The following is an 18589-nucleotide window of genomic DNA, read 5'->3' on the forward strand; positions in this document are numbered from 1 at the left end:
ACCGAATGTGTGTGGTGGCGATAGCGAGAAGGATACACCTGTTCCCATGCCGAACACAGAAGTTAAGCTTCTTAGCGCCGATTGTAGTGAGGGGTTGCCCCTTGTGAGAGTAGGACGTCGCCACGCAGATTTAATTATTCCGGCATAGCTCAGTTGGTAGTAGCGCATGACTGTTAATCATGATGTCGTAGGTTCGAGTCCTACTGCCGGAGTTAGAGATAGCAAATTGCTATCTCTTTTTTTATTTCTCAAAGTCTTTAATGCTTAAAAATATTGTATAATGGATAAAACGAGGAGGCAGTTATGAAAAAAGAAACGATTTTATTTGATTTAGATGGAACTATCATTAATTCAAGTCAAGGAATCTTTGCTTCTATTAATTATGCAATGGAAAAACTAGGCCAAGAAAAACTTTCTTCAGAAATATTACGAACGTTTGTCGGTCCACCGTTATACGATTCCTTTATGAGGATTGGTCTTACTCAAAAACAAGCAGAAGATGCTGTCTTTTGGTATCGTGAATTGTATAAGAAGGAAGCCATGTATTTAGTGGAGCCTTATCAAGCAATAGCAGAGACGTTGGTAGCTTTATCCGAAAAAAAGACACTTCTGATTGCGACTTCGAAGCCAGAAGTTTTTGCGACACGAATTTTAGATCATTTGAACTTTTCACAATACTTTCAAGCCATTTATGGGGCTGATTTAGAGGGTGAGCGCTCTAAAAAAGCAGACATCATCCAGTATGCGTTGATTTCAGAAGAAATAAAGGAGCCTTCTCTGGCAGTAATGGTCGGAGATCGCGAGCACGATATTCATGGTGCAACGGTCAATAAAATGGATAGCATCGGGGTTTTGTATGGATTTGGTGATCAAAAAGAGCTGAGTGAAGCCGGTGCAAAGCATTTGATCAAACAACCTATGGAACTGTTGGAAATCATTCAGTAAAATGGAGTAGAGAGATGAGATATGTATTTGATATAGATGGAACGATTTGTTTCAATGGAGTCTCTATCGATCCGTTGATTCTAGAGGCACTTAAGGACTTGGAAAAGAAAGGTCATGAGCTGATCTTTGCTTCAGCACGTCCGATTAGAGATTTACTTCCAGTTGTTGGTCAATTTAAAAAGAATGCATTGATTGGTGGTAATGGTTCAATTATAGCTAAAGAAAACATTCAGGTGACTCGACCGATTCCTGAAAAAAGTTACCAGAAAATTCTACAGCTCATTCAAAAATACCAACTGGAATACATTGTGGATGATGACTGGAATTATTCAGCAAATGTGACTCAAACGAATGCTATTTTTAGGCAACTGGATCCTGACAAACTGGCAGAAAATATACCACTTGAGCAAGTCCAGTGGCCGATAAAGATTATTTTATTGAATCTGGAGTCATATGAGCAAGTCTATGGTGAACTGAAAAAAATAGCTCAACTTTCTTTAATTATTCACAGAGAAGAGGGCAATATAGATATCACTGCTAATGGCATCAATAAATACTCGACTTTAAGAGAATATTTTGAGCCTGCAGAGTATATAGCATTCGGTAATGACTGGAATGATCTGGAATTGTTAACTTATGCCAAGCAAGGCTATTTTATTGGAAATCAGGAATTATTGGATCAATGGGGACTCTCTTTTGCGCAAACGATAAAAAAAGAACCCAAGCTGATCGCTAATTTTTTAGAGTCACTCGCATGAAAATTAAGCAGGTTGTTTTTGTTTGAAGAAAAGCAAAACAGCCTGTTGACATTTGTTATTATATTAGGTATTCTAGTACTTGTGTTAAATAGCTATGCCGCCTTAGCTCAGTTGGTAGAGCACCACCATGGTAAGGTGGGGGTCGTCGGTTCGAGTCCGACAGGTGGCTTAAAAAAGACAACGTTAATTGGACGTTGTCTTTTTTTGGTGTGAGGATGATCAAATAGAACACTGATAGTTTTTCTTATTCATCTCCTTATTAAAGTGAGGAAAATAATCAAATTATTAGTAATTATTAGTATAAAAGCTTAATAAGAAGAATCTGTTGACTTCAAACTAAATATACTTTATATTCAATTAAAGACAAAATGAATCTCTAATTAGAAGGAAGGATAATATGAAATATTCAAAAGCGACAAATTATGCTTTACATTCTATGGTCCATTTAGCGATGGAATCTACTACTGAAGCAGTAAAGGTAGAGGATTTAGCCCAACGTCAAAAACTATCACCCACGTATTTATCAAAAATACTGACAAAATTATCAAAAGCTGGATTGATTATGTCGACTCCTGGAGTAAAGGGAGGATATCGTTTATTGCGTTCACCAAATGAATGTACATTTCTTGATATCATTCAGGCGATAGAAGGATATGAATCTTTACTGAACTGTACAATGTCTCATGAAGGTAAGTGGAATAGAGAATGCTTGATCCAACGTGCAGTAGCAGAAGCTGAAGATAAACTGAAAAATGAACTAGCATGTAAAACAATTGCAGATATTTTGAAACAAGGGCAAGAAAAAAATTAGTGTATTACTAATTTTTGTTTTAATTATAGATATTAAAGATCTTTAATGGATTTTATAGGAGGATAAAAAATGATTGATGTTGTAATAATTGGTGGAGGACCTGCAGGAATGGGTGCGGCTTTAGTTACTGCACGAGGGAAGAAACAGGTACTTCTTATCGATGAAGAGAAGCCAAGAAATGCTGTAACTAATGAAAGTCATGCATTTTTAACGAGAGATGGTATTAAGCCAGAGGATTTTAGGGAAAAAGGTAGAAGAGATTTACTGAGATATCCGACCATTTCTATCAAAAAGGGAAAAATCATATCCATTGAAAAATCTTTGGAAGGTTCTTTTAAATTGACTACCGAGTCAGAGGAAAAAATCAGTACTAAAAATATTGTTTTAGCCACAGGTGTGAAAGAAACACTACCAGATATTAAAGGAATTGAAAACTATTATGGAAGTAGTATTTTCTCTTGTCCTTTCTGTGACGGATGGGAAATGAAAGACAAACCTTTGATCCTTCTAACGGAATCAGTTCAAGCTATGCATATTACTAAATTATTAAAAAACTGGACGGATGATCTTATTATTGCAACGAATAAAAAAACAGTTTTTGATGAGGAGCAAAAAAGAATTTTAGGAATAAATAATATTCGTCTAATAGAAGAAAGGATTATTGAACTAAAAGGGGTAGATGGAGAACTTCAAAGCGTTGTCTTCGAAAATGGAGAAGAAATCAAAAGAGAGGGTGGGTTCTGTACGACAGAATTCAATAATAATCTGCCATTTATTGAACAATTAGGGATAGCAGTCAACGAAGCGGGATTTATTATGACGGATGTCATGGGACACACAAACATAAAAGGAATTTATGCCGCCGGAGAAATAACTGGTCCTTCTCAATTGATTGTTTCTGCAAGCCAAGGACATATGGCTGGTGCAGGAATCATCTTTGAATCTAGTGAGGAAGCTTTTCAAGAAATATAAAGAAAAAGAAGAGAGTGGAAGCACAGAACATATAAAGCAATTCAATCAGCTAAATGAAAATGTAGTTGAAATGTAGGTATTGGAATGTCAAGGACAGCAATAAAATGTAGAATAGATGGTTTTCTTACAAATTTTAAACTGTCTTTGACATCAGGTTTAACAGAATCAGTGCTTAAAATATGAGAATAGGTAAAAAGAACTCAAGTACTTAAAAATAAAATATCTCTTCAAATTTTTTATCTAATGCAATACATAAGATTAGAGCTAACTTTGCAGTGGGACTAAATTGTCCGGTTTCGATCGAACTAATGGTTGTTCGGGAGACACCAACAAGCTCGGCTAATTTTGCTTGTGATAAATTTTTTTCAGTTCGTACCTCTTTTAATTTGTTTTTTAGAATAAGTTTCTCATCCATTAATTACACTCCTAACGATCCTAGTTATTTCTAAACTAATAATTGCTTAATATGAAAGACAGATAAGACAATCGCTAGTATTAGATAGATGATAGCAAAAAATAGATAGCCTTTCTTTTTTAAATAGTAGTATTTTGTAAAGAAATCGGCACTTCCATAACCAAGTAAAATAGCATATAGTCCAAAATTAAATCCTTGATCCGCTATTGATTGAAGAATAAAAAATAGAGTAGCTAAAATTATTGCTACCAATCCGCCTATTCGATTTGCTATACCTTGAATTTCAAGTGTGTACGGATCGTTTTTAGTATGTTCTTTTCTACTTTTTGATAATATTTCATCTTTGTTCATAAATACCCATCCTTTTAATCATATTTTCTAAGAGTTATTTTATCATATAAATAAACAAGTTCTATGTAAAAACGTATAAGCTGTTCTAAATTTTGAATTTATAAGAACAGCTCATACTAAAAAAATTTATTTTTTTAAAAGTGGTTGACCATCTGCATCAACAAGAACCGACATACCTGATCCAAGATTTGGATAGATAACTAGTAAATACTGAACACCTGTTTCTTTATCGGTGATGACCGAAGTCATACCTGATCCTTCCATAGCAACAGGATCCACATCAAATCTGCTTTTCTTTGCCATAATGAGTCTCCTTTCTCTTTTGTTGACAATAAAACTTATCAATTGTTAGTATAATAGTGATAAGTTTTCTTGTCAATTACTTTGTCTTTTTATTGATAATGTGTCAATTTTAGTTTTATTTGGCAATGTATAAATAAATAAATGGCACTTTCTATTTTACATAGAAAGAACCATTTATTTTTTGCTATTTAATTTTCATTAACCGTAATCCATTTAAAGTAACGAATATAGTAGCTCCCATATCTGCTACAATAGCTAGCCATAATGTTAACCAACCTGGAATAATAAGTAGCAAAGCTAATAATTTTAATACTAAAGATAACGTAATGTTCTGTTTAATAATACTCAATGTTTTTCGACTAAGGCGAATCAAGAATGGTAATTTTTCTAAATCATCACCCATTAAAGCGATATCTGCAGTCTCTAAAGCTGTATCTGTTCCAGTGCCACCCATTGCAATACCAACACTTGCTGCCGCGAGTGCAGGAGCGTCATTAACACCATCACCAATCATAGCTACTTTTAAATAGTCATTTTTAAGTGATTTGATGTAGTCTAACTTATCTTGTGGCATTAAATCACCTTTTATATCAGTTACACCAACCTCTTGTCCGATTGCTTGAGCTGTATGTTGATTATCACCAGTCAACATAATTGTATGTTTGATTCCTGCTTGATGCAACTGATTGATAACAGATTGACTTGTTTCTCTCAATTTATCAGCAACAGCAATAATAGCAAGTATTTCTGTTGCTGTTCCAAAAATCATAGCCGTTTTTCCTTCTTTTTGAAGTAACTCATATTGAGCTTTGAGACTCTGATTTTGATTAAGTTCTGTATCAAACAATTTTGAACTTCCGATAAAATAGGTAACTCCATCAATATCTGCTTGAACGCCTTTTCCAGTAATAGAAGTGAAATTATCAATAGTTATATGATCTATTGATAATTTTCTATGACTTAACTCTTTCATAATAGCTGAAGCTAAGGGGTGTTGTGAATATGATTCCAAAGCAGCTATTTTCATAAAATTATCTGATTCTTTAGAAGTATCTACTGACATATAATCAGTTACAGCAGGCTCACCTTCAGTTAATGTACCAGTTTTGTCAAAGGCAATTGCTTTAAGTCCACCAACTTCTTCTAAGTAAATACCGCCTTTAATCAGAACGCCATTTTTAGCAGCATTACTAATTGCTGAAACGATAGAAACAGGTGTTGAGATAACTAAGGAACATGGGCAGCCAACAACAAGTAAAGATAATCCTTGGTATAGCCAAGTATTCCAATCTCCACCAAAGAATAAAGGTGGGACAACAACTACTAATAGGGCAATCAGCATAATAGCAGGTGTGTAGTACTTAGCAAATTTATCAACAAAAGCCTGTGCTGGTGCACGTTCGTCTTGTGCTTCTTCCACTAAATGAATAATCTTAGCAATCGTTGAGTCCGTGACTAGCTTGGTTACTTTAACTTCTAATAGTCCTTCCTCATTTAAAGTTCCTGCAAAAACTTCATCATCAACTTTTTTTTCTATTGGAACTGATTCACCAGTGATTGCTGCTTGGTTAACTGATGAACGACCAGTTACAATCACACCATCCATTGCAATCTTTTGTCCAGGTTTAATAATCATAATATCATTTACTTTTATCTCATTAACATGGATTAATTCCTCAACACCATCACGGATAACCAAAGCTTCTTTAGGAGCGATATCCATTAATGAGCGAATTGATTGTCTAGCTTTGTCCATTGAAAATTTTTCTAAGGCTTCACTAACGGCGAATAGAATAACCACAATAGACCCTTCAGACCATTGACCTATTATAGATGCTCCGATAATAGCTATTGTCATCAAAGCTTGCATTGAAAAATTAAGTTTCAACAAGTCGGTTATGCCTTCTTTGAATAAACTAAAACCACCAATCAAGATAGCTGTAACATATAGACCAATTGTTACAGGTGCTGTTTCACCATAAAAACTCTGGTAAATAAAAGCACTTATAATTAAAATGATTGAAACAATTAATGTCCAGTTTTCTTTAATTTTATTCTTTTTGGCATCTTCAGTATCTGTTTTAACAGCTGATTCATCAATTATTTTTAGCTTTTCAAATGCTCCTGCTTTTTCAATTTCTTCAATCGAAACATCACCTGTGACAGATATTTTACCCACGCTAAAACTTACTTTAGCATCTGTTACTTCAGGTAGTTCCTTAACATTCTTTTCAAATTTAGCTGAACAGTCAGGACAACTAAGTCCCTCTACTCTATATTCTTTACTAGACATGAATATCAGCTCCTTTATTTAAGGTCATTCCAAACTCAATAATATCTACAAGTTCCCTATTCTTCAGTCGATAATACAATAATTTACCTTCTTTTCTAGAATCAACTGCACCAACTTTTTTTAATTGTTGTAAATGATGGGATGTATTAGCGATAGTTGCATTTAAAATGTTAGCCAAATCGCAAACACAAAGTTCCTCTTTAATCGTTAAACTTTTTAATATTTTAAATCTTTTTTCATCAGCAATTAGTTTTAATTGAGTTAACAGAATATTAAAATCGTTAGTCTCTAATTCTTGCTTACAATCATTTACATCTTCAACATGGATTAAATCAACATCACAAGTTCCTTTACTCATGGTAAACACCTCATTCAAATATATATTTGATTATATAGTAACGCGATTCAAATTGATAGTCAAGTATTAATTTGAATGAAAAAGTGTGCAGTAAATCGAGATTTTCTGTACACTATTCACTCTTTGACAATCTTTGACAATTCACTTTTTAGGATATATATTATTAGGGGTGGGGGGCACCCCCATAAATATATTTTTAGGAGTTATCATATGTCACATTTAATTGAGCACCATAACGAAGAGCTAATCAAACGACTGAATAAAATTGAAGGACAAGTAGCCGGTATCAAGAAAATGGTAAATTCGGATAAAGACTATGCAGATATTTTGATCCAGTTAAACTCTGCACGATCGGCTATTCAAAAAATTAGTCAGATTCTTTTGGAAGCTCAAGCAGATCATTCGTTAATGCATGTTAGTGAAGGTTCTGATTTGACGAAAGAGATGGAAACATTAAAACGTGTAATCAATCAATATAATAAAATGAATTGAGTGATATAGATGAATTCAACAGAAATTGAATCTAACTCTGATTTGAACATAAAAAAGAAGCTGATCAAACTAGCACTTCCTGCTACAGTTGAAAATATTTTAGAAACCTCTGTAGGTTTCATTGATTCTTTAATGATTTCCCAAATTGGGTTATTTGCTGTGGCAGGGGTAGGAATAGCAAATGCTATATTAAATGTATATATTGCTGTCTTTATTGCTTTAGGAATAGGAACTTCTTCTTTGATTTCAAGATATATAGGCGCGGATAATAGTGAAAAAGCAAAATTGATTGCTAAGCAATCTTTACTATTAGCAATCGTCTCCGGCTTATGTCTAGGGTTAGCTAGTCTTCTTATAGGTCCACAGCTTTTAAAAATGATGGGTGCAACAAAGCAGACGTTCAACTATTCCTTACAGTTTTTTAGTATAGTAGGTGGTGGATCAGTCACTATTGCCATAATGATTTTATTGGGAAGTATATTAAGAGCACTAGGAGACACGAAGTCTCCTATGAAAATCGGGCTTATTACCAATATCCTCAATATTGTTCTAGACTATATATTGATATTTGGATTAGGTCCTATACCGGCTTTGGGTGTAGCAGGAACAGCGATAGGTACATTAGTGGCAAGATTACTAGGCACTATTTTATTGTATCGAAAAGTACAATCGACGGTTCTTTCTTTTTCTTTTCGCTCAATCTTTCAACGAAGTAGTTATCAAGAATTACTTAATCTTTCTTTTCCTGCTGCTTTAGAACGCTTGGTTATGCGTTTAGGACAAGTATTGTATTTTGGATTGATTGTTGCTATTGGGGCAAAAACTTATTCAGCTCACTCGATTGCCGGCAGCATTGAAAGTTTTGTTTACATGCCAGCTTATGGATTAGCTACCGCCGCAGCAACTTTGGCAGGGAATAGTATTGGAAAAAAAGACTATGTGGAAACAAAACGTGTTGCATTTTATGCGGTTAAATACGGCGTGATTGTTTTAAGTATGCTTGGTGTGGGATTGTTTTTTTGTACGCCATATATTGCACCTTGGTTTACCTCAGATGCTGAGGCAATAAAGCAAATTGTTATTGCGCTTAGAATTGACGCATTTAATCAACCAGGACTAGCTATCAGTCTAATATTAGCTGGAGTACTCCAAGGAATGGGAGATACTAAAACCCCATTATACAGTACTGCATTTGGAATGTGGGTCACACGCATATTAGGCGTAATACTTTTAGGAAATATATTGGATTTAGGGATTGCTGGAGTGTGGTTAGCAATTGGGATTGATTTATATATACGTTCACTTTTTTTAATCTATCGTTTCAGACGAAATATCCAAATTTTAAATAACAATAACGAAATACCTTCCTAAACAAGTGATTTTTTATTACTTGTTTTTGCCATTTAGCGATTAAAAAGTTGCCATTTAAATAGAAAAGTGACAATAATGGAAAATATTGACAAGTTTACTTATCGAGTATATAATTCGATTGACAATAAAACTTATCAAAAAATGAAATTTAAGGAGCTTATCGTTTATGAGTGTAAACTTACTAGAAGTAAATAATCTGAAAAAGAGCTATCTTGATTTTGAACTAGATAATATCTCTTTGTCTATTCCCCGAGGAACTATCGTAGGATTAATTGGACAAAACGGTGCTGGAAAGAGTACGACGTTAAATATTATTCATAATCTTGTTAAAAAAGATTCAGGGAATGTCATTGTTTTTGGGGAAATTTTAGAGAATCTAACCAATTTAGCAAAGAATCAGATTGGAGTTGTATTTGACGGAGGAAATTTGCCGGATACTTTAACAGTCAATCAATTGAATACTATTTTTAAAAATATTTATGATGGTTGGGATGAAAAGTATTTTTTAAATGTGTTGGTCAGTTTTCACTTTCTAAAAAGAAGCCAATCTCTGAATTTTCTAAAGGAATGAAAATGAAGACTTCGATTGCTATTGCACTTTCTCACCATCCAAAGTTACTTATTCTTGATGAAGCGACGAGTGGATTAGATCCAATTGTTCGGGAAGAGGTATTGGATATTTTTCATTCTTTCGTGAAAAACAAAGAAAATTCCATTTTGTTGTCTTCACATATTTCTAGTGATTTAGAAAAAATTGCAGATTATTTAGTATTCATCCACAAAGGAAACATGGTTTTTACAGAGTCTAAAGAAAAATTAGTTCAGAACTATGGTGTACTTAGGACAAATAAAAATCCATTTGATGAAATCGATCAAACAGATATCTTCTCATTTCGAAAAAACAAAGACTCATGGGAAGTGCTGATTAACAACAAAGAGCAGTTTACTGAAAAGTATCCATCAGAAAACCTACAAAATGCATCAATAGACGACATTTTAACCTTATACATCAAGGGGGAGCAACTATGAAAGGATTAATAATTAAAGATTTATATCTAATGAAAAAATTGATAATGATTCCGGCATTATCAACAGTGATTATGGGAGCTGTATTTTCATATAACTTAACGCCATGGTTATTTACAGTTATAGTAACTACAGCATTGAGCTTAAATGTTATCACGACAATATCAATGGATAAAACTTCGAAATGGGAGGATTTTTCTGTAGTACTTCCGGTTTCAAAAGGACAAATTATTTCTAACAAATATATAGTATATCTGTTATTGAGTATAACTGGTTTATTACTAGGGTTGGGTCTGAGTATCCTTTTTGGAAGAATATTCAATAATTTGTTATTGGAGGATCTGCCACTGTATCTAACTTTAGCAGTGGTCATGAGTATGTTGCCGGGTGCTTTTAGTATTCCTTTGTCCTATGTTTTTGATGCAGAAAAATCTATTGTAGTCATGGTGATTTCATATCTACTAACTTCGGGAATATTTGCGGGTTTAAACTATTTAGTATTCAACCTATTAGAATTATCGATAAAAATTTCCCATTTTTATATGGGGATTGTGATAATTAGTATTGGATTATTTTTCTTTTCATGGTTCATTAGTTCCAAAAAATTAGTCTATCATTTTTTATAAAGAAAGCTACTAAATAGTGACAGGATGAGAAAGATCCTCCAAATTCTAAGGGGGGCTTTCTTTTCGTATAGCTACTCTTGATAGACGCTGATTTTTGACATTTATCAGATGTTTATCTATACTACGTTAAGAAGTTTGATAAAAATAGTTACCTTTAAATTATTACGAAGACTTGATTAATTATACGACCATTCAACTGAAGGAGAGAATTAATGATCACCTTAAAATCGAACAGAGAAATTAACGAAATGAAGAAATCTGGAGCTATCTTGGCAGGGATTCACCAACAATTACGGAGCCTTATTCTTCCAGGTATTTCTACGAATGAGATTAATAAATTCGTTCATCAAAAAATTGAAGGTGCTGGTGCTATACCCGCACAGATTGGTTTTGAAGGCTATAAATATGCTACGTGTATCAGTGTGAACGACGAAATTTGTCATGGATTCCCGTCTAATTATCAATTGAAATCGGGAGATATTGTCAGTGTAGATTTCTGCGTGGATTATCACGGCGCGATTTCTGATAGTTGTTGGACTTATGCTGTAGGTGAGATTAGCCAGGCTCATGCTGATCTTATGAAAGTGACAAAGGAAGCTTTATATGTAGGAATTGAACAAGCGATCGTTGGTAATCGTGTAGGAGATATTGGACACGCTATTCAGACATATGCTGAATCAAAAGGGTACGGAGTAGTTAGAGATTTTATTGCCCATGGTATTGGTCCCTCGATTCACGAAGAACCCTTCTTTCCTCATGTAGGACTCGCAGGTAAGGGAGCACGATTAAAAGAGGGAATGACTATTACGATCGAACCAATGATTACTACTGGTTCATGGAGAATGAAAATGGATTCAAACGGTTGGACCGCTCGGACGATCGACAAAAGCTACTGTGCTCAATACGAACACTCTATTGCGTTGACCAGCAGTGGTCCGATCATTATGACTGAACAAGACAAAGAGCTTCTATTGGTTTAGCTGTTTGTCTTGAGTCGTTGAAAAAAAGGGTAGATCATCGAATCAATGACCAGCTTGATCAAGTGTTAAATAAAAAGGGTAAATATCTGCATAGTGTCCATCTTTAAGACGAAAGCCTTCAGGAATCGGGCCTAGCTGGGTAAAACCGAGTTTTTGATAGAGGTGGATAGCTCCGGTATTCGTAGCAACAACTGCATTGAATTGCAAGATTCGGAAGCCTTCTTTCGCAGCTTGTTCGATGGAAGCCTCTACCAATTTTTGACCGATTTTTTTGCCACGTTGTTGATTATCAACAGCATAAGAGGAGTTTCCAATGTGCCCACAACGACCGACATTATTGGGATGTAGGATATAAAGACCGACGATTACACCTTCTTCATCTGCCACACCAGTAAAGGTCTGCTCAGCAAAAAATTCTTCGGCATCTGGCAGAGTTAGCTGATTTTCCTGAGGGAAGGCGACTCCTTCATCAACTACTTGATTCCAGATTTTTCTCATTTGTTCTAAATCATTTTCTTGATATTCTCTGATAAAAATAGACATGGTATTCCTCCTGAAGATTCTTTTGAATCAGTTCTTTTGTATGTAGTGTAGCATCAAAAGACAATACAGAACAAGTAGGCTTTCTTGAAGGATTTTAAAATCAAAAAAGTAAAAAATTGGCTTGCCTGAAAGATAAAAAATTGCTATGATACTTCTATAGTTAATCCGGCATAGCTCAGTTGGTAGTAGCGCATGACTGTTAATCATGATGTCGTAGGTTCGAGTCCTACTGCCGGAGTCCCAAAAGGAACAAAAGTCATCTAGACTTTTGTTCCTTTTTTTTTCTATTTTTCCTGACTCTCTTGACTCTGGAGCTGCTCGTAAATTTCCTTAGTCTTTTCGGGTACTTTATTGGTGTAGTAATAATCACGCTCATCCGTTTCGATGTGCAAAATAGGTGAAGAACGATGATTGATATAGAAGAAGGCAGCTTTGCCATCGACACGATACCTGCCTGTTGAATAGTTGGTGGAGGAGGAACCGTTTGTCCGAATGATACTCCCTGTCACATCGTCGACTAATTCGAGCTTGCTGATGTCTTCAAGAGAAAAATCCGCTGTAGGTGCAAAGGGAGCCGTGATCTCTACCTGCTGTTGACTAACCTCCAATTGAAAGGGATCTGAGGTGAAATCATACAGATAGGCAGGAATAATCGTAAAGAGCATCGCTGCTGTGATCAGAAGACCTGTAAGTCCCAGTAAGAGTTTTCCAATAGGTCGTCCAAAATTGATCCCCATGTTCATGCCGATTCGGTCTGGTAAAAAGAGTCGCGAATCGTGAGGATTATTATAAATACCAAAACGCCAGTATTGATCATCACCCAGATAACGATAGCTAGGAACCTGTGCCAGTAGTTGATCCTGTTTTTTTCTTAGAGAGAGCAAATACCAAAAGGTAAACCCGGTCCAAAGAAAAACGATCACTAGCAGCAGGATGAACAGTAGGTTTTCCATTGTGCTAGAAAGTAGGATTCCGATCGCAGGAAAGAACAAGAGAAGAGGTAAGATCCAGCTGGTCGAAAGCATCAAGAAAGACCAATGATGCTTGGTCAAATCATTGTACTGCTGATTGATCTGACGGTCTTCTGTCAAAGGACGAACCGGCAGTTTGCCTACGATGATCCAACTACCAAAGGACAAAAGCAATAGTAAGGCAGCCAGAAGCACTAACAACCAGGCGCCATCAAAAGTAGTCAAAGCCAAGGTATAGATGCTTCCAGCGATCCAGACGAGAAATGGTGGTAAGAACCAAAGTCCAGAAACCATTTTTTTGTTTTTTTGAAGAATCAATTGAGTATCGACCAAAAGTGGTTTTACCGGTAGGAGCCATTCCTTTTCAACAATCAATCGATGCATTTGGCGAATATAGTAGATTCTACAAAAGAACATCGAACCTATCGAGCCCAACAGTAAAAACCAAAAAAAGGTCATGATAAGTGATTCGTAAGTAAAAAAGAACAAAGGCAATGTCAAAAAACTGAACAAAATAGCGATAGCAAATAATTGCTTCTTATATACTGTTGCCAATGCTGTGACCTCCGGATGAAACAAGTGTTCAGTGTCCAGAGTATTCTCTAAAATAACTTGATTGTGCGGCTTTCCAGCTAGACCTAAAGTAAATGCCTGGATGAAATAGACGGCAATCAGTAAAACAATAAAAAAGTAATTCATTACTCGTTCGCTCCTTTTTCGTAAGAATTGAGATAGTATTCCACCTCTTTTAAAATGTTTTCTTTCGACCGCTGGTGAAGGTAACCTTCAGCCAGTAACAGTGAAAGCTGATGTGAATAGGCAGCTTCTTTATCCGGAGTAAAGGATTTTTGTTGTGTGATCACTGTACCATTACGGCGATCGGTCATAAGATAGCCATCTTCTTTCAATAAATGATAGGCTTTGGAAACGGTCATAGGGTTGACGCCTAATTCATCCGCTAACGATCGAACAGAAGGAAGTAGCGTACCTGCTGGCAATTGATTTTTAGCGATTCCTAGAATAATTTGATCACAGAGCTGTTTGTAAATAGGCTCTGAACCAAAGGGATTGATTTCAAATAACATGTGTTCCACCTCTTTGTATTAAATGTTATAATACAAATGATATAAAAGCAAGTAAAAGAAATGTTGTTTTCTTTTGACCAAATGAAATTACACTGTAATAATTCTTTAGTATACTAGTGTATAGATTATAATTAGGAAAGGCAGGCGTGTATGATGTCATCCAAAAAAAGAGTCCCTTTTTTTGATAACGCAAAGTTTTTATTGATGATCTTAGTTGTTTTTGGTCATCTGCTACAACCCTTTATGGGGGAAACCACCTGGGGACATGATTTATATTTTACAATTTACTCCTTTCATATGCCGGCATTTATTTTAATTTCGGGATATTTCGCGAAATCCTTTGATTACAAGAAAAGTCTGCAGGTACGAATCAGCTTCCAAAAATTTATTTTGCCCTACATTTTTTTCCAGTGGATCTATTCGTTCTTTTATTGGTTACTCGGTACGAAGGAGAGCTTTTCTTTTCAGCTCCATATTCCAAACTGGTCCCTGTGGTTTTTGATCAGTGCATTTTTCTGGCAGATTTCCCTCTACTTTTTCCAAAAGGTTCCACCTAAAGTAGGGATCAGTGTCAGTATTTTGCTGAGTCTTTTAGTAGGCTACGTTCCTTTTATCGGAAGAGAATTGACCCTACAACGAACCATGGTCTTTTTACCATTTTTTGTGATCGGTTACTATTTACAAGCCGAAACAGTTGAAAGATTTGTAGATTCTGCAAAGAAGAAATTCTTTCTTTTAGGTTTTTTGATTATTTATGCGGTGATCTATATTGTCGGCGGAGTTAACAAGTATATTTTCTTCGGTTCTAAGCCTTATGAAGACTTTTTGAATTTTCCAGAATGGGGGGCGTTGGTGCGAGTCGTTTCACTACTCCTTGCTTGTATCGGTATTTTAGCTTTCTTTGCTCTTGTGCCTACCAAAGAAAAAAAGTATACATCCAGAGGGAAGTATACGTTGGTTGCTTATCTTCTTCATGGATTTGTTGTTCAAGGGCTAAGAGGGCTGAACGTCCAAGAGGTGATTCCTTTGAATTTTCTGACACTTGTCCTCTTGTTTATCAGCAGTGTTGCACTTACTTATGTTCTTTCGAGTGATCTTGTGGGACAGCTTTATGCTGGACTGGATCAACGCTTGCTTGAAACCAATCGTCCAGTCAAAAAAGAGACGACCTACAAGTTATAGTGAATGCTTGTTTTTCAAAAAAAGGAAGCGTAAAATGAAAGAAGTGAAAACAAAGGAGATGACAAAATGTCTGAAATTACCAATATGATGACTCAAACATTCGAGTCGGATTTTCAAGACAATAACAAACAAACTGCCTTGCAACGAGCAGTTGTAAAAAATGGGATTCTCGCTTCAGCGGAGAATATGCACGCGAAAACGACGAATGTCCCCGTTTTTTCTATAGATGTCAAAACAGGAAAAGTGTCTAATCAGAAACAGTCTGGTCGCTGCTGGATGTTCGCTGCATTGAATACGTTTCGCCATAAGATGTTGAATCAATTCGATTTGAAAGAATTTGAGTTGTCTCAAAATTATGTTTTTTTCTGGGACAAATACGAGAAAGCCAACTATTTCTATGAAAATATTTTGGCGACGGCGGATCAGGAACTTTCAAGTCGCAAAGTGGCTTTCTTATTGCAAGTACCACAGCAAGATGGTGGGCAATGGGATATGATCGTGTCTATTTTCCAAAAATACGGAGTGGTTCCAAAAACAGCGATGCCCGAAAGCAAAAACTCATCTAGTTCTCGGGAATTGAATAATTATCTGAATAAAAAATTGCGCAAAGATGCAGTGAGATTGCGCCATCTAGTAGAAACTGGAAAAACTTCAGAAGAGATTCAAGAAGCCAAAACAAAGATGCTGCAAGAAGTTTATAATTTCCTTGCGATCTCTTTGGGGACACCACCTAAAACTTTTGATTTTGAGTATCGAGATGAAAAGCAAGAGTATCATATCGATCGTGAGTTAACGCCTCAACGTTTTTACGATAAATACGTGGGTGTGGATCTAGACAACTATGTTAGCATTATCAATGCACCAACTGCGGACAAGCCTTACAATCAATCTTACACAGTAGAGATGCTGGGTAATGTGGTTGGTGGTAAAGAGGTCAAGTATTTGAATGTTGACATGGAAACATTCAAAAAACTAGCCGTTGCTCAATTGGAACAAGGTGAAACTGTCTGGTTCGGCTGTGATGTTGGACAATCTTCGACAAGAGATACTGGGATCATGTCACTGGATGCCTATGATGTGAATGATTTGTTTGACATTGATTTTACAATGACTAAGGCTGAACGTTTGGATCATGGCGAAAGCTTGATGACGCATGCGATGGTCTTGACTGGTGTAGACATTGTGGATGGTCATTCGACAAAATGGAAGGTCGAAAACAGTTGGGGAGAAAAAGTCGGGGACAAAGGCTTTTTTGTAGCTAGTGATGAATGGATGGACGAATATACCTATCAAATCGTTGTACGCAAGGACTTATTGACCGATGAACAACGGACTGCTTTTGAAGCAGAGCCAGTTGTTCTTCAACCGTGGGACCCAATGGGCGCTTTGGCATAAAAAGCAAGAAGCAGTTTTTTAGGAAGAACCTAAAAGACTGTTTCTTTTTGCTCAAAAGTGGCGGAAACGGGCTATCTAAGAAATCAGTGATAATTCATATGATTTAAGGCTCATATAATAGACAATTTTTTTTAGCTTCGCTATAATGAAAATGTCACTAATGGATTTTCACACGCATTTTCATTAGAGTGAACTGTTGAAGAATGGTCACTAGGAACCTTTACTTCCATTGACGGACTTGTCATTTTTTTGAAAGATAAAGGAGGAAATGAAATGACAACTCTGCTCACAGTAGTTATTATTACTATTTTTGCTGCTGGCTTGTATGGTTTTTATCATATACAGCACAAACATTTAAAATTTTCAACGCGTGTATTTACAGGTTTATTTGCCGGTATTATTTTTGGTGGCGCCTTGCAATTGATTTTTGGAACAGAAGATCCAATTGTCGTTACTGCTTTGGACTGGATCAAGCTTGTAGGGAACGGCTATGTGGCTTTACTTCAAATGTTGATCATGCCACTGGTTTTTGTCTCAATCGTTAGTGCGTTTACACGTATGAAGGAAAGTGGCAAGATCGGTAAGATCAGTTTTACAGTGTTGGCCACTTTGTTGGCAACAACCGCAGTTTCTGCACTGATCGGTATTGCGATGGTCTTGGTCTTCAATCTTGATGGCGCTACTTTTACCGAAGGGGCTGCTGAAACTGCACGGATTGCCGAAATCGTTGAGAGACAGGCACAGGTAGAAAATCTGTCGATTCCGCAACAAATCCTTTCGTTTATTCCACGAAATGTTTTTGCTGATCTTGCAGGAACTCGTGCAACAAGTACGATTGGTGTCGTGATCTTCTCCGCCTTCATGGGTGTTGCTTATCTAGGTGTAAAAAGAAAATCACCGAAAGAAGCAGAATTCTTTTCTAATTTAATTGAAAGTCTGTATAAAGTTGTGATGCGAATCGTGACACTTGTTTTGCGTTTGACTCCTTACGGGGTATTTGCATTGATGACCAATGTCTTGGCAACCAGCGATTTTCAGGCGATCATTAATCTAGGAGTCTTCATTCTAGCTTCTTATGCGGCACTTTTCCTAGTGTTGGTGGTTCATTCACTTGTACTCGCAGGAGTCAAAGTCAATCCGATCACTTATTTCAAAAAAGGCTTTCCTGCTCTGAGCTTTGCTTTTACTTCTCGTTCTAGTGCAGGGACATTGCCAATGAATATCGAGACACAGCGCCGTGCACTTGGTGTCGATGAAGCAACGGCTAACTTTGCTGGTAGCTTCGGTATCTCGATCGGACAAAATGGTTGTGCCGGTGTTTATCCTGCGATGTTGGCTACGATGGTCGCACCAACAGTTGGAATCAATGTGTTCGACTGGCAATTTATTTTGATGCTAGTTGCAGTCGTAACCATCAGCTCTTTTGGTGTAGCTGGTGTTGGTGGTGGTGCAACGTTTGCTTCATTGATCGTTCTTGGTGCAATGAATCTTCCGGTGGCGATCGTTGGTTTGGTTATCTCTGTTGAACCATTGATCGACATGGCGAGAACCTTGGTCAACGTAAGCGACAGTATGGTTGCTGGTGTTGTCACGAGTGCTCGAATCAAGGAACTCGATCGAAGCATTCTGGAAGATCCAAATGCTTTGATTAGTGAAAACGAATAGAATAAATAAAAAGAAGAGTGCGTGTGCTCTTCTTTTTTCTTTTGGTA

General features: G+C 36.3%; 21 protein-coding genes, 3 tRNA genes and 1 rRNA gene. 17 read left to right on the plus strand and 8 right to left on the minus strand.

Features of this window, described 5'->3' with window-relative positions; all coding sequences use genetic code 11:
• The first annotated feature begins 10 nt into the window (after nucleotides 1-10).
• The 7 genes from rrf (at nucleotide 11) to ACWODM_RS09790 (ending at nucleotide 3486) form a co-directional block, all read left to right on the plus strand.
• Nucleotides 11-126 (plus strand): 5S ribosomal RNA (gene rrf, locus ACWODM_RS09760).
• Nucleotides 127-138: 12 nt separating this feature from the next.
• Nucleotides 139-212 (plus strand) — tRNA-Asn (locus tag ACWODM_RS09765).
• Between the two features lie 91 nt (nucleotides 213-303).
• Nucleotides 304-945: an HAD hydrolase-like protein gene (locus ACWODM_RS09770; protein ID WP_455321197.1), complete on the plus strand. Its 642-nt coding sequence runs from the start codon at nucleotides 304-306 to the stop codon at nucleotides 943-945.
• Nucleotides 946-959: 14 nt separating this feature from the next.
• Nucleotides 960-1703, plus strand: coding sequence for an HAD-IIB family hydrolase (locus ACWODM_RS09775; protein ID WP_455321198.1), 744 nt, complete (start codon nucleotides 960-962; stop codon nucleotides 1701-1703).
• 96 nt (nucleotides 1704-1799) lie between these two features.
• Nucleotides 1800-1872, plus strand: a tRNA-Thr gene (locus tag ACWODM_RS09780).
• A 228-nt stretch (nucleotides 1873-2100) separates the two neighbouring features.
• Nucleotides 2101-2514, plus strand: a complete 414-nt coding sequence (locus ACWODM_RS09785; RefSeq protein ID WP_455321199.1) for an RrF2 family transcriptional regulator — start codon at nucleotides 2101-2103, stop codon at nucleotides 2512-2514.
• Nucleotides 2515-2583: 69 nt separating this feature from the next.
• Nucleotides 2584-3486 carry an NAD(P)/FAD-dependent oxidoreductase gene (locus ACWODM_RS09790; protein WP_455321200.1) on the plus strand — a complete coding sequence of 301 codons (903 nt, stop codon included), beginning with the start codon at nucleotides 2584-2586 and terminating at the stop codon, nucleotides 3484-3486.
• 208 nt (nucleotides 3487-3694) lie between these two features.
• On the opposite strand, the gene ACWODM_RS09795 is transcribed toward ACWODM_RS09790, so the two are convergent.
• From ACWODM_RS09795 to ACWODM_RS09815, 5 genes are all read right to left on the minus strand, one after another.
• The gene (locus tag ACWODM_RS09795) at nucleotides 3695-3901 is read right to left on the minus strand and encodes a helix-turn-helix transcriptional regulator (protein WP_455321201.1); all 207 of its coding nucleotides are present in this window, start codon (nucleotides 3899-3901) and stop codon (nucleotides 3695-3697) included.
• Between the two features lie 30 nt (nucleotides 3902-3931).
• Nucleotides 3932-4252: a DUF6442 family protein gene (locus tag ACWODM_RS09800; RefSeq protein WP_455321202.1), complete on the minus strand. Its 321-nt coding sequence runs from the start codon at nucleotides 4250-4252 to the stop codon at nucleotides 3932-3934.
• Between the two features lie 126 nt (nucleotides 4253-4378).
• Nucleotides 4379-4555, minus strand: a complete 177-nt coding sequence (locus ACWODM_RS09805) for a DUF6440 family protein (protein WP_455321203.1) — start codon at nucleotides 4553-4555, stop codon at nucleotides 4379-4381.
• A gap of 184 nt (nucleotides 4556-4739) precedes the next feature.
• Nucleotides 4740-6848, minus strand: a complete 2109-nt coding sequence (locus ACWODM_RS09810; protein ID WP_455321204.1) for a heavy metal translocating P-type ATPase — start codon at nucleotides 6846-6848, stop codon at nucleotides 4740-4742.
• The gene (locus ACWODM_RS09815) at nucleotides 6841-7206 is read right to left on the minus strand and encodes an ArsR/SmtB family transcription factor (protein ID WP_455321205.1); all 366 of its coding nucleotides are present in this window, start codon (nucleotides 7204-7206) and stop codon (nucleotides 6841-6843) included. Before ACWODM_RS09815 ends, ACWODM_RS09810 begins: the two co-directional genes overlap by 8 nt.
• Before the next feature lie 210 nt (nucleotides 7207-7416).
• Here ACWODM_RS09815 and ACWODM_RS09820 point away from each other — a divergent pair, with 210 nt between their 5' ends.
• The 6 genes from ACWODM_RS09820 (at nucleotide 7417) to map (ending at nucleotide 11701) form a co-directional block, all read left to right on the plus strand.
• On the plus strand, nucleotides 7417-7698 hold the full coding sequence (locus ACWODM_RS09820) for a metal-sensitive transcriptional regulator (protein WP_270288493.1): 282 nt from the start codon (nucleotides 7417-7419) through the stop codon (nucleotides 7696-7698).
• Nucleotides 7699-7707: 9 nt separating this feature from the next.
• Nucleotides 7708-9069 (plus strand): MATE family efflux transporter, encoded by a 1362-nt coding sequence (locus ACWODM_RS09825; protein WP_455321206.1) that lies wholly within the window; start codon nucleotides 7708-7710, stop codon nucleotides 9067-9069.
• A 166-nt stretch (nucleotides 9070-9235) separates the two neighbouring features.
• The gene (locus ACWODM_RS09830; RefSeq protein WP_455321207.1) at nucleotides 9236-9640 is read left to right on the plus strand and encodes an ATP-binding cassette domain-containing protein; all 405 of its coding nucleotides are present in this window, start codon (nucleotides 9236-9238) and stop codon (nucleotides 9638-9640) included.
• A 2-nt stretch (nucleotides 9641-9642) separates the two neighbouring features.
• A complete protein-coding gene (locus ACWODM_RS09835) occupies nucleotides 9643-10098 on the plus strand; it encodes a hypothetical protein (RefSeq protein WP_455321208.1) in 456 nt (151 codons plus the stop codon).
• Nucleotides 10095-10721 carry an ABC-2 transporter permease gene (locus ACWODM_RS09840; RefSeq protein ID WP_455321209.1) on the plus strand — a complete coding sequence of 209 codons (627 nt, stop codon included), beginning with the start codon at nucleotides 10095-10097 and terminating at the stop codon, nucleotides 10719-10721. The genes ACWODM_RS09835 and ACWODM_RS09840 overlap by 4 nt, the downstream gene beginning before the upstream one ends.
• Nucleotides 10722-10933: 212 nt before the next feature.
• Nucleotides 10934-11701, plus strand: coding sequence for a type I methionyl aminopeptidase (gene map / locus ACWODM_RS09845; protein ID WP_455321210.1), 768 nt, complete (start codon nucleotides 10934-10936; stop codon nucleotides 11699-11701).
• A gap of 42 nt (nucleotides 11702-11743) precedes the next feature.
• Here map and ACWODM_RS09850 read toward each other — a convergent pair whose 3' ends face one another.
• Nucleotides 11744-12244, minus strand: a complete 501-nt coding sequence (locus ACWODM_RS09850) for an N-acetyltransferase family protein (RefSeq protein ID WP_455321211.1) — start codon at nucleotides 12242-12244, stop codon at nucleotides 11744-11746.
• Nucleotides 12245-12408: 164 nt separating this feature from the next.
• On the opposite strand from ACWODM_RS09850, the gene ACWODM_RS09855 reads away from it, so the two are divergent.
• A tRNA-Asn gene (locus tag ACWODM_RS09855) sits at nucleotides 12409-12482 on the plus strand.
• Nucleotides 12483-12528: 46 nt separating this feature from the next.
• Here the strand turns inward: ACWODM_RS09855 and ACWODM_RS09860 are convergent.
• Nucleotides 12529-13914, minus strand: a complete 1386-nt coding sequence (locus tag ACWODM_RS09860) for a PH domain-containing protein (RefSeq protein WP_455321212.1) — start codon at nucleotides 13912-13914, stop codon at nucleotides 12529-12531.
• On the minus strand, nucleotides 13914-14300 hold the full coding sequence (locus tag ACWODM_RS09865; protein ID WP_455321213.1) for a GntR family transcriptional regulator: 387 nt from the start codon (nucleotides 14298-14300) through the stop codon (nucleotides 13914-13916). The genes ACWODM_RS09860 and ACWODM_RS09865 overlap by 1 nt, the downstream gene beginning before the upstream one ends.
• Before the next feature lie 150 nt (nucleotides 14301-14450).
• Here ACWODM_RS09865 and ACWODM_RS09870 point away from each other — a divergent pair, with 150 nt between their 5' ends.
• The 3 genes from ACWODM_RS09870 (at nucleotide 14451) to ACWODM_RS09880 (ending at nucleotide 18542) form a co-directional block, all read left to right on the plus strand.
• The gene (locus tag ACWODM_RS09870; protein ID WP_455321214.1) at nucleotides 14451-15482 is read left to right on the plus strand and encodes an acyltransferase family protein; all 1032 of its coding nucleotides are present in this window, start codon (nucleotides 14451-14453) and stop codon (nucleotides 15480-15482) included.
• Nucleotides 15483-15548: 66 nt separating this feature from the next.
• Nucleotides 15549-16877 (plus strand): aminopeptidase C, encoded by a 1329-nt coding sequence (locus ACWODM_RS09875; RefSeq protein ID WP_455321215.1) that lies wholly within the window; start codon nucleotides 15549-15551, stop codon nucleotides 16875-16877.
• A gap of 273 nt (nucleotides 16878-17150) precedes the next feature.
• The gene (locus tag ACWODM_RS09880) at nucleotides 17151-18542 is read left to right on the plus strand and encodes an L-cystine transporter (RefSeq protein ID WP_455321216.1); all 1392 of its coding nucleotides are present in this window, start codon (nucleotides 17151-17153) and stop codon (nucleotides 18540-18542) included.
• The last annotated feature ends 47 nt before the right edge of the window (nucleotides 18543-18589 follow it).

This window comes from Enterococcus olivae (assembly GCF_053760925.1).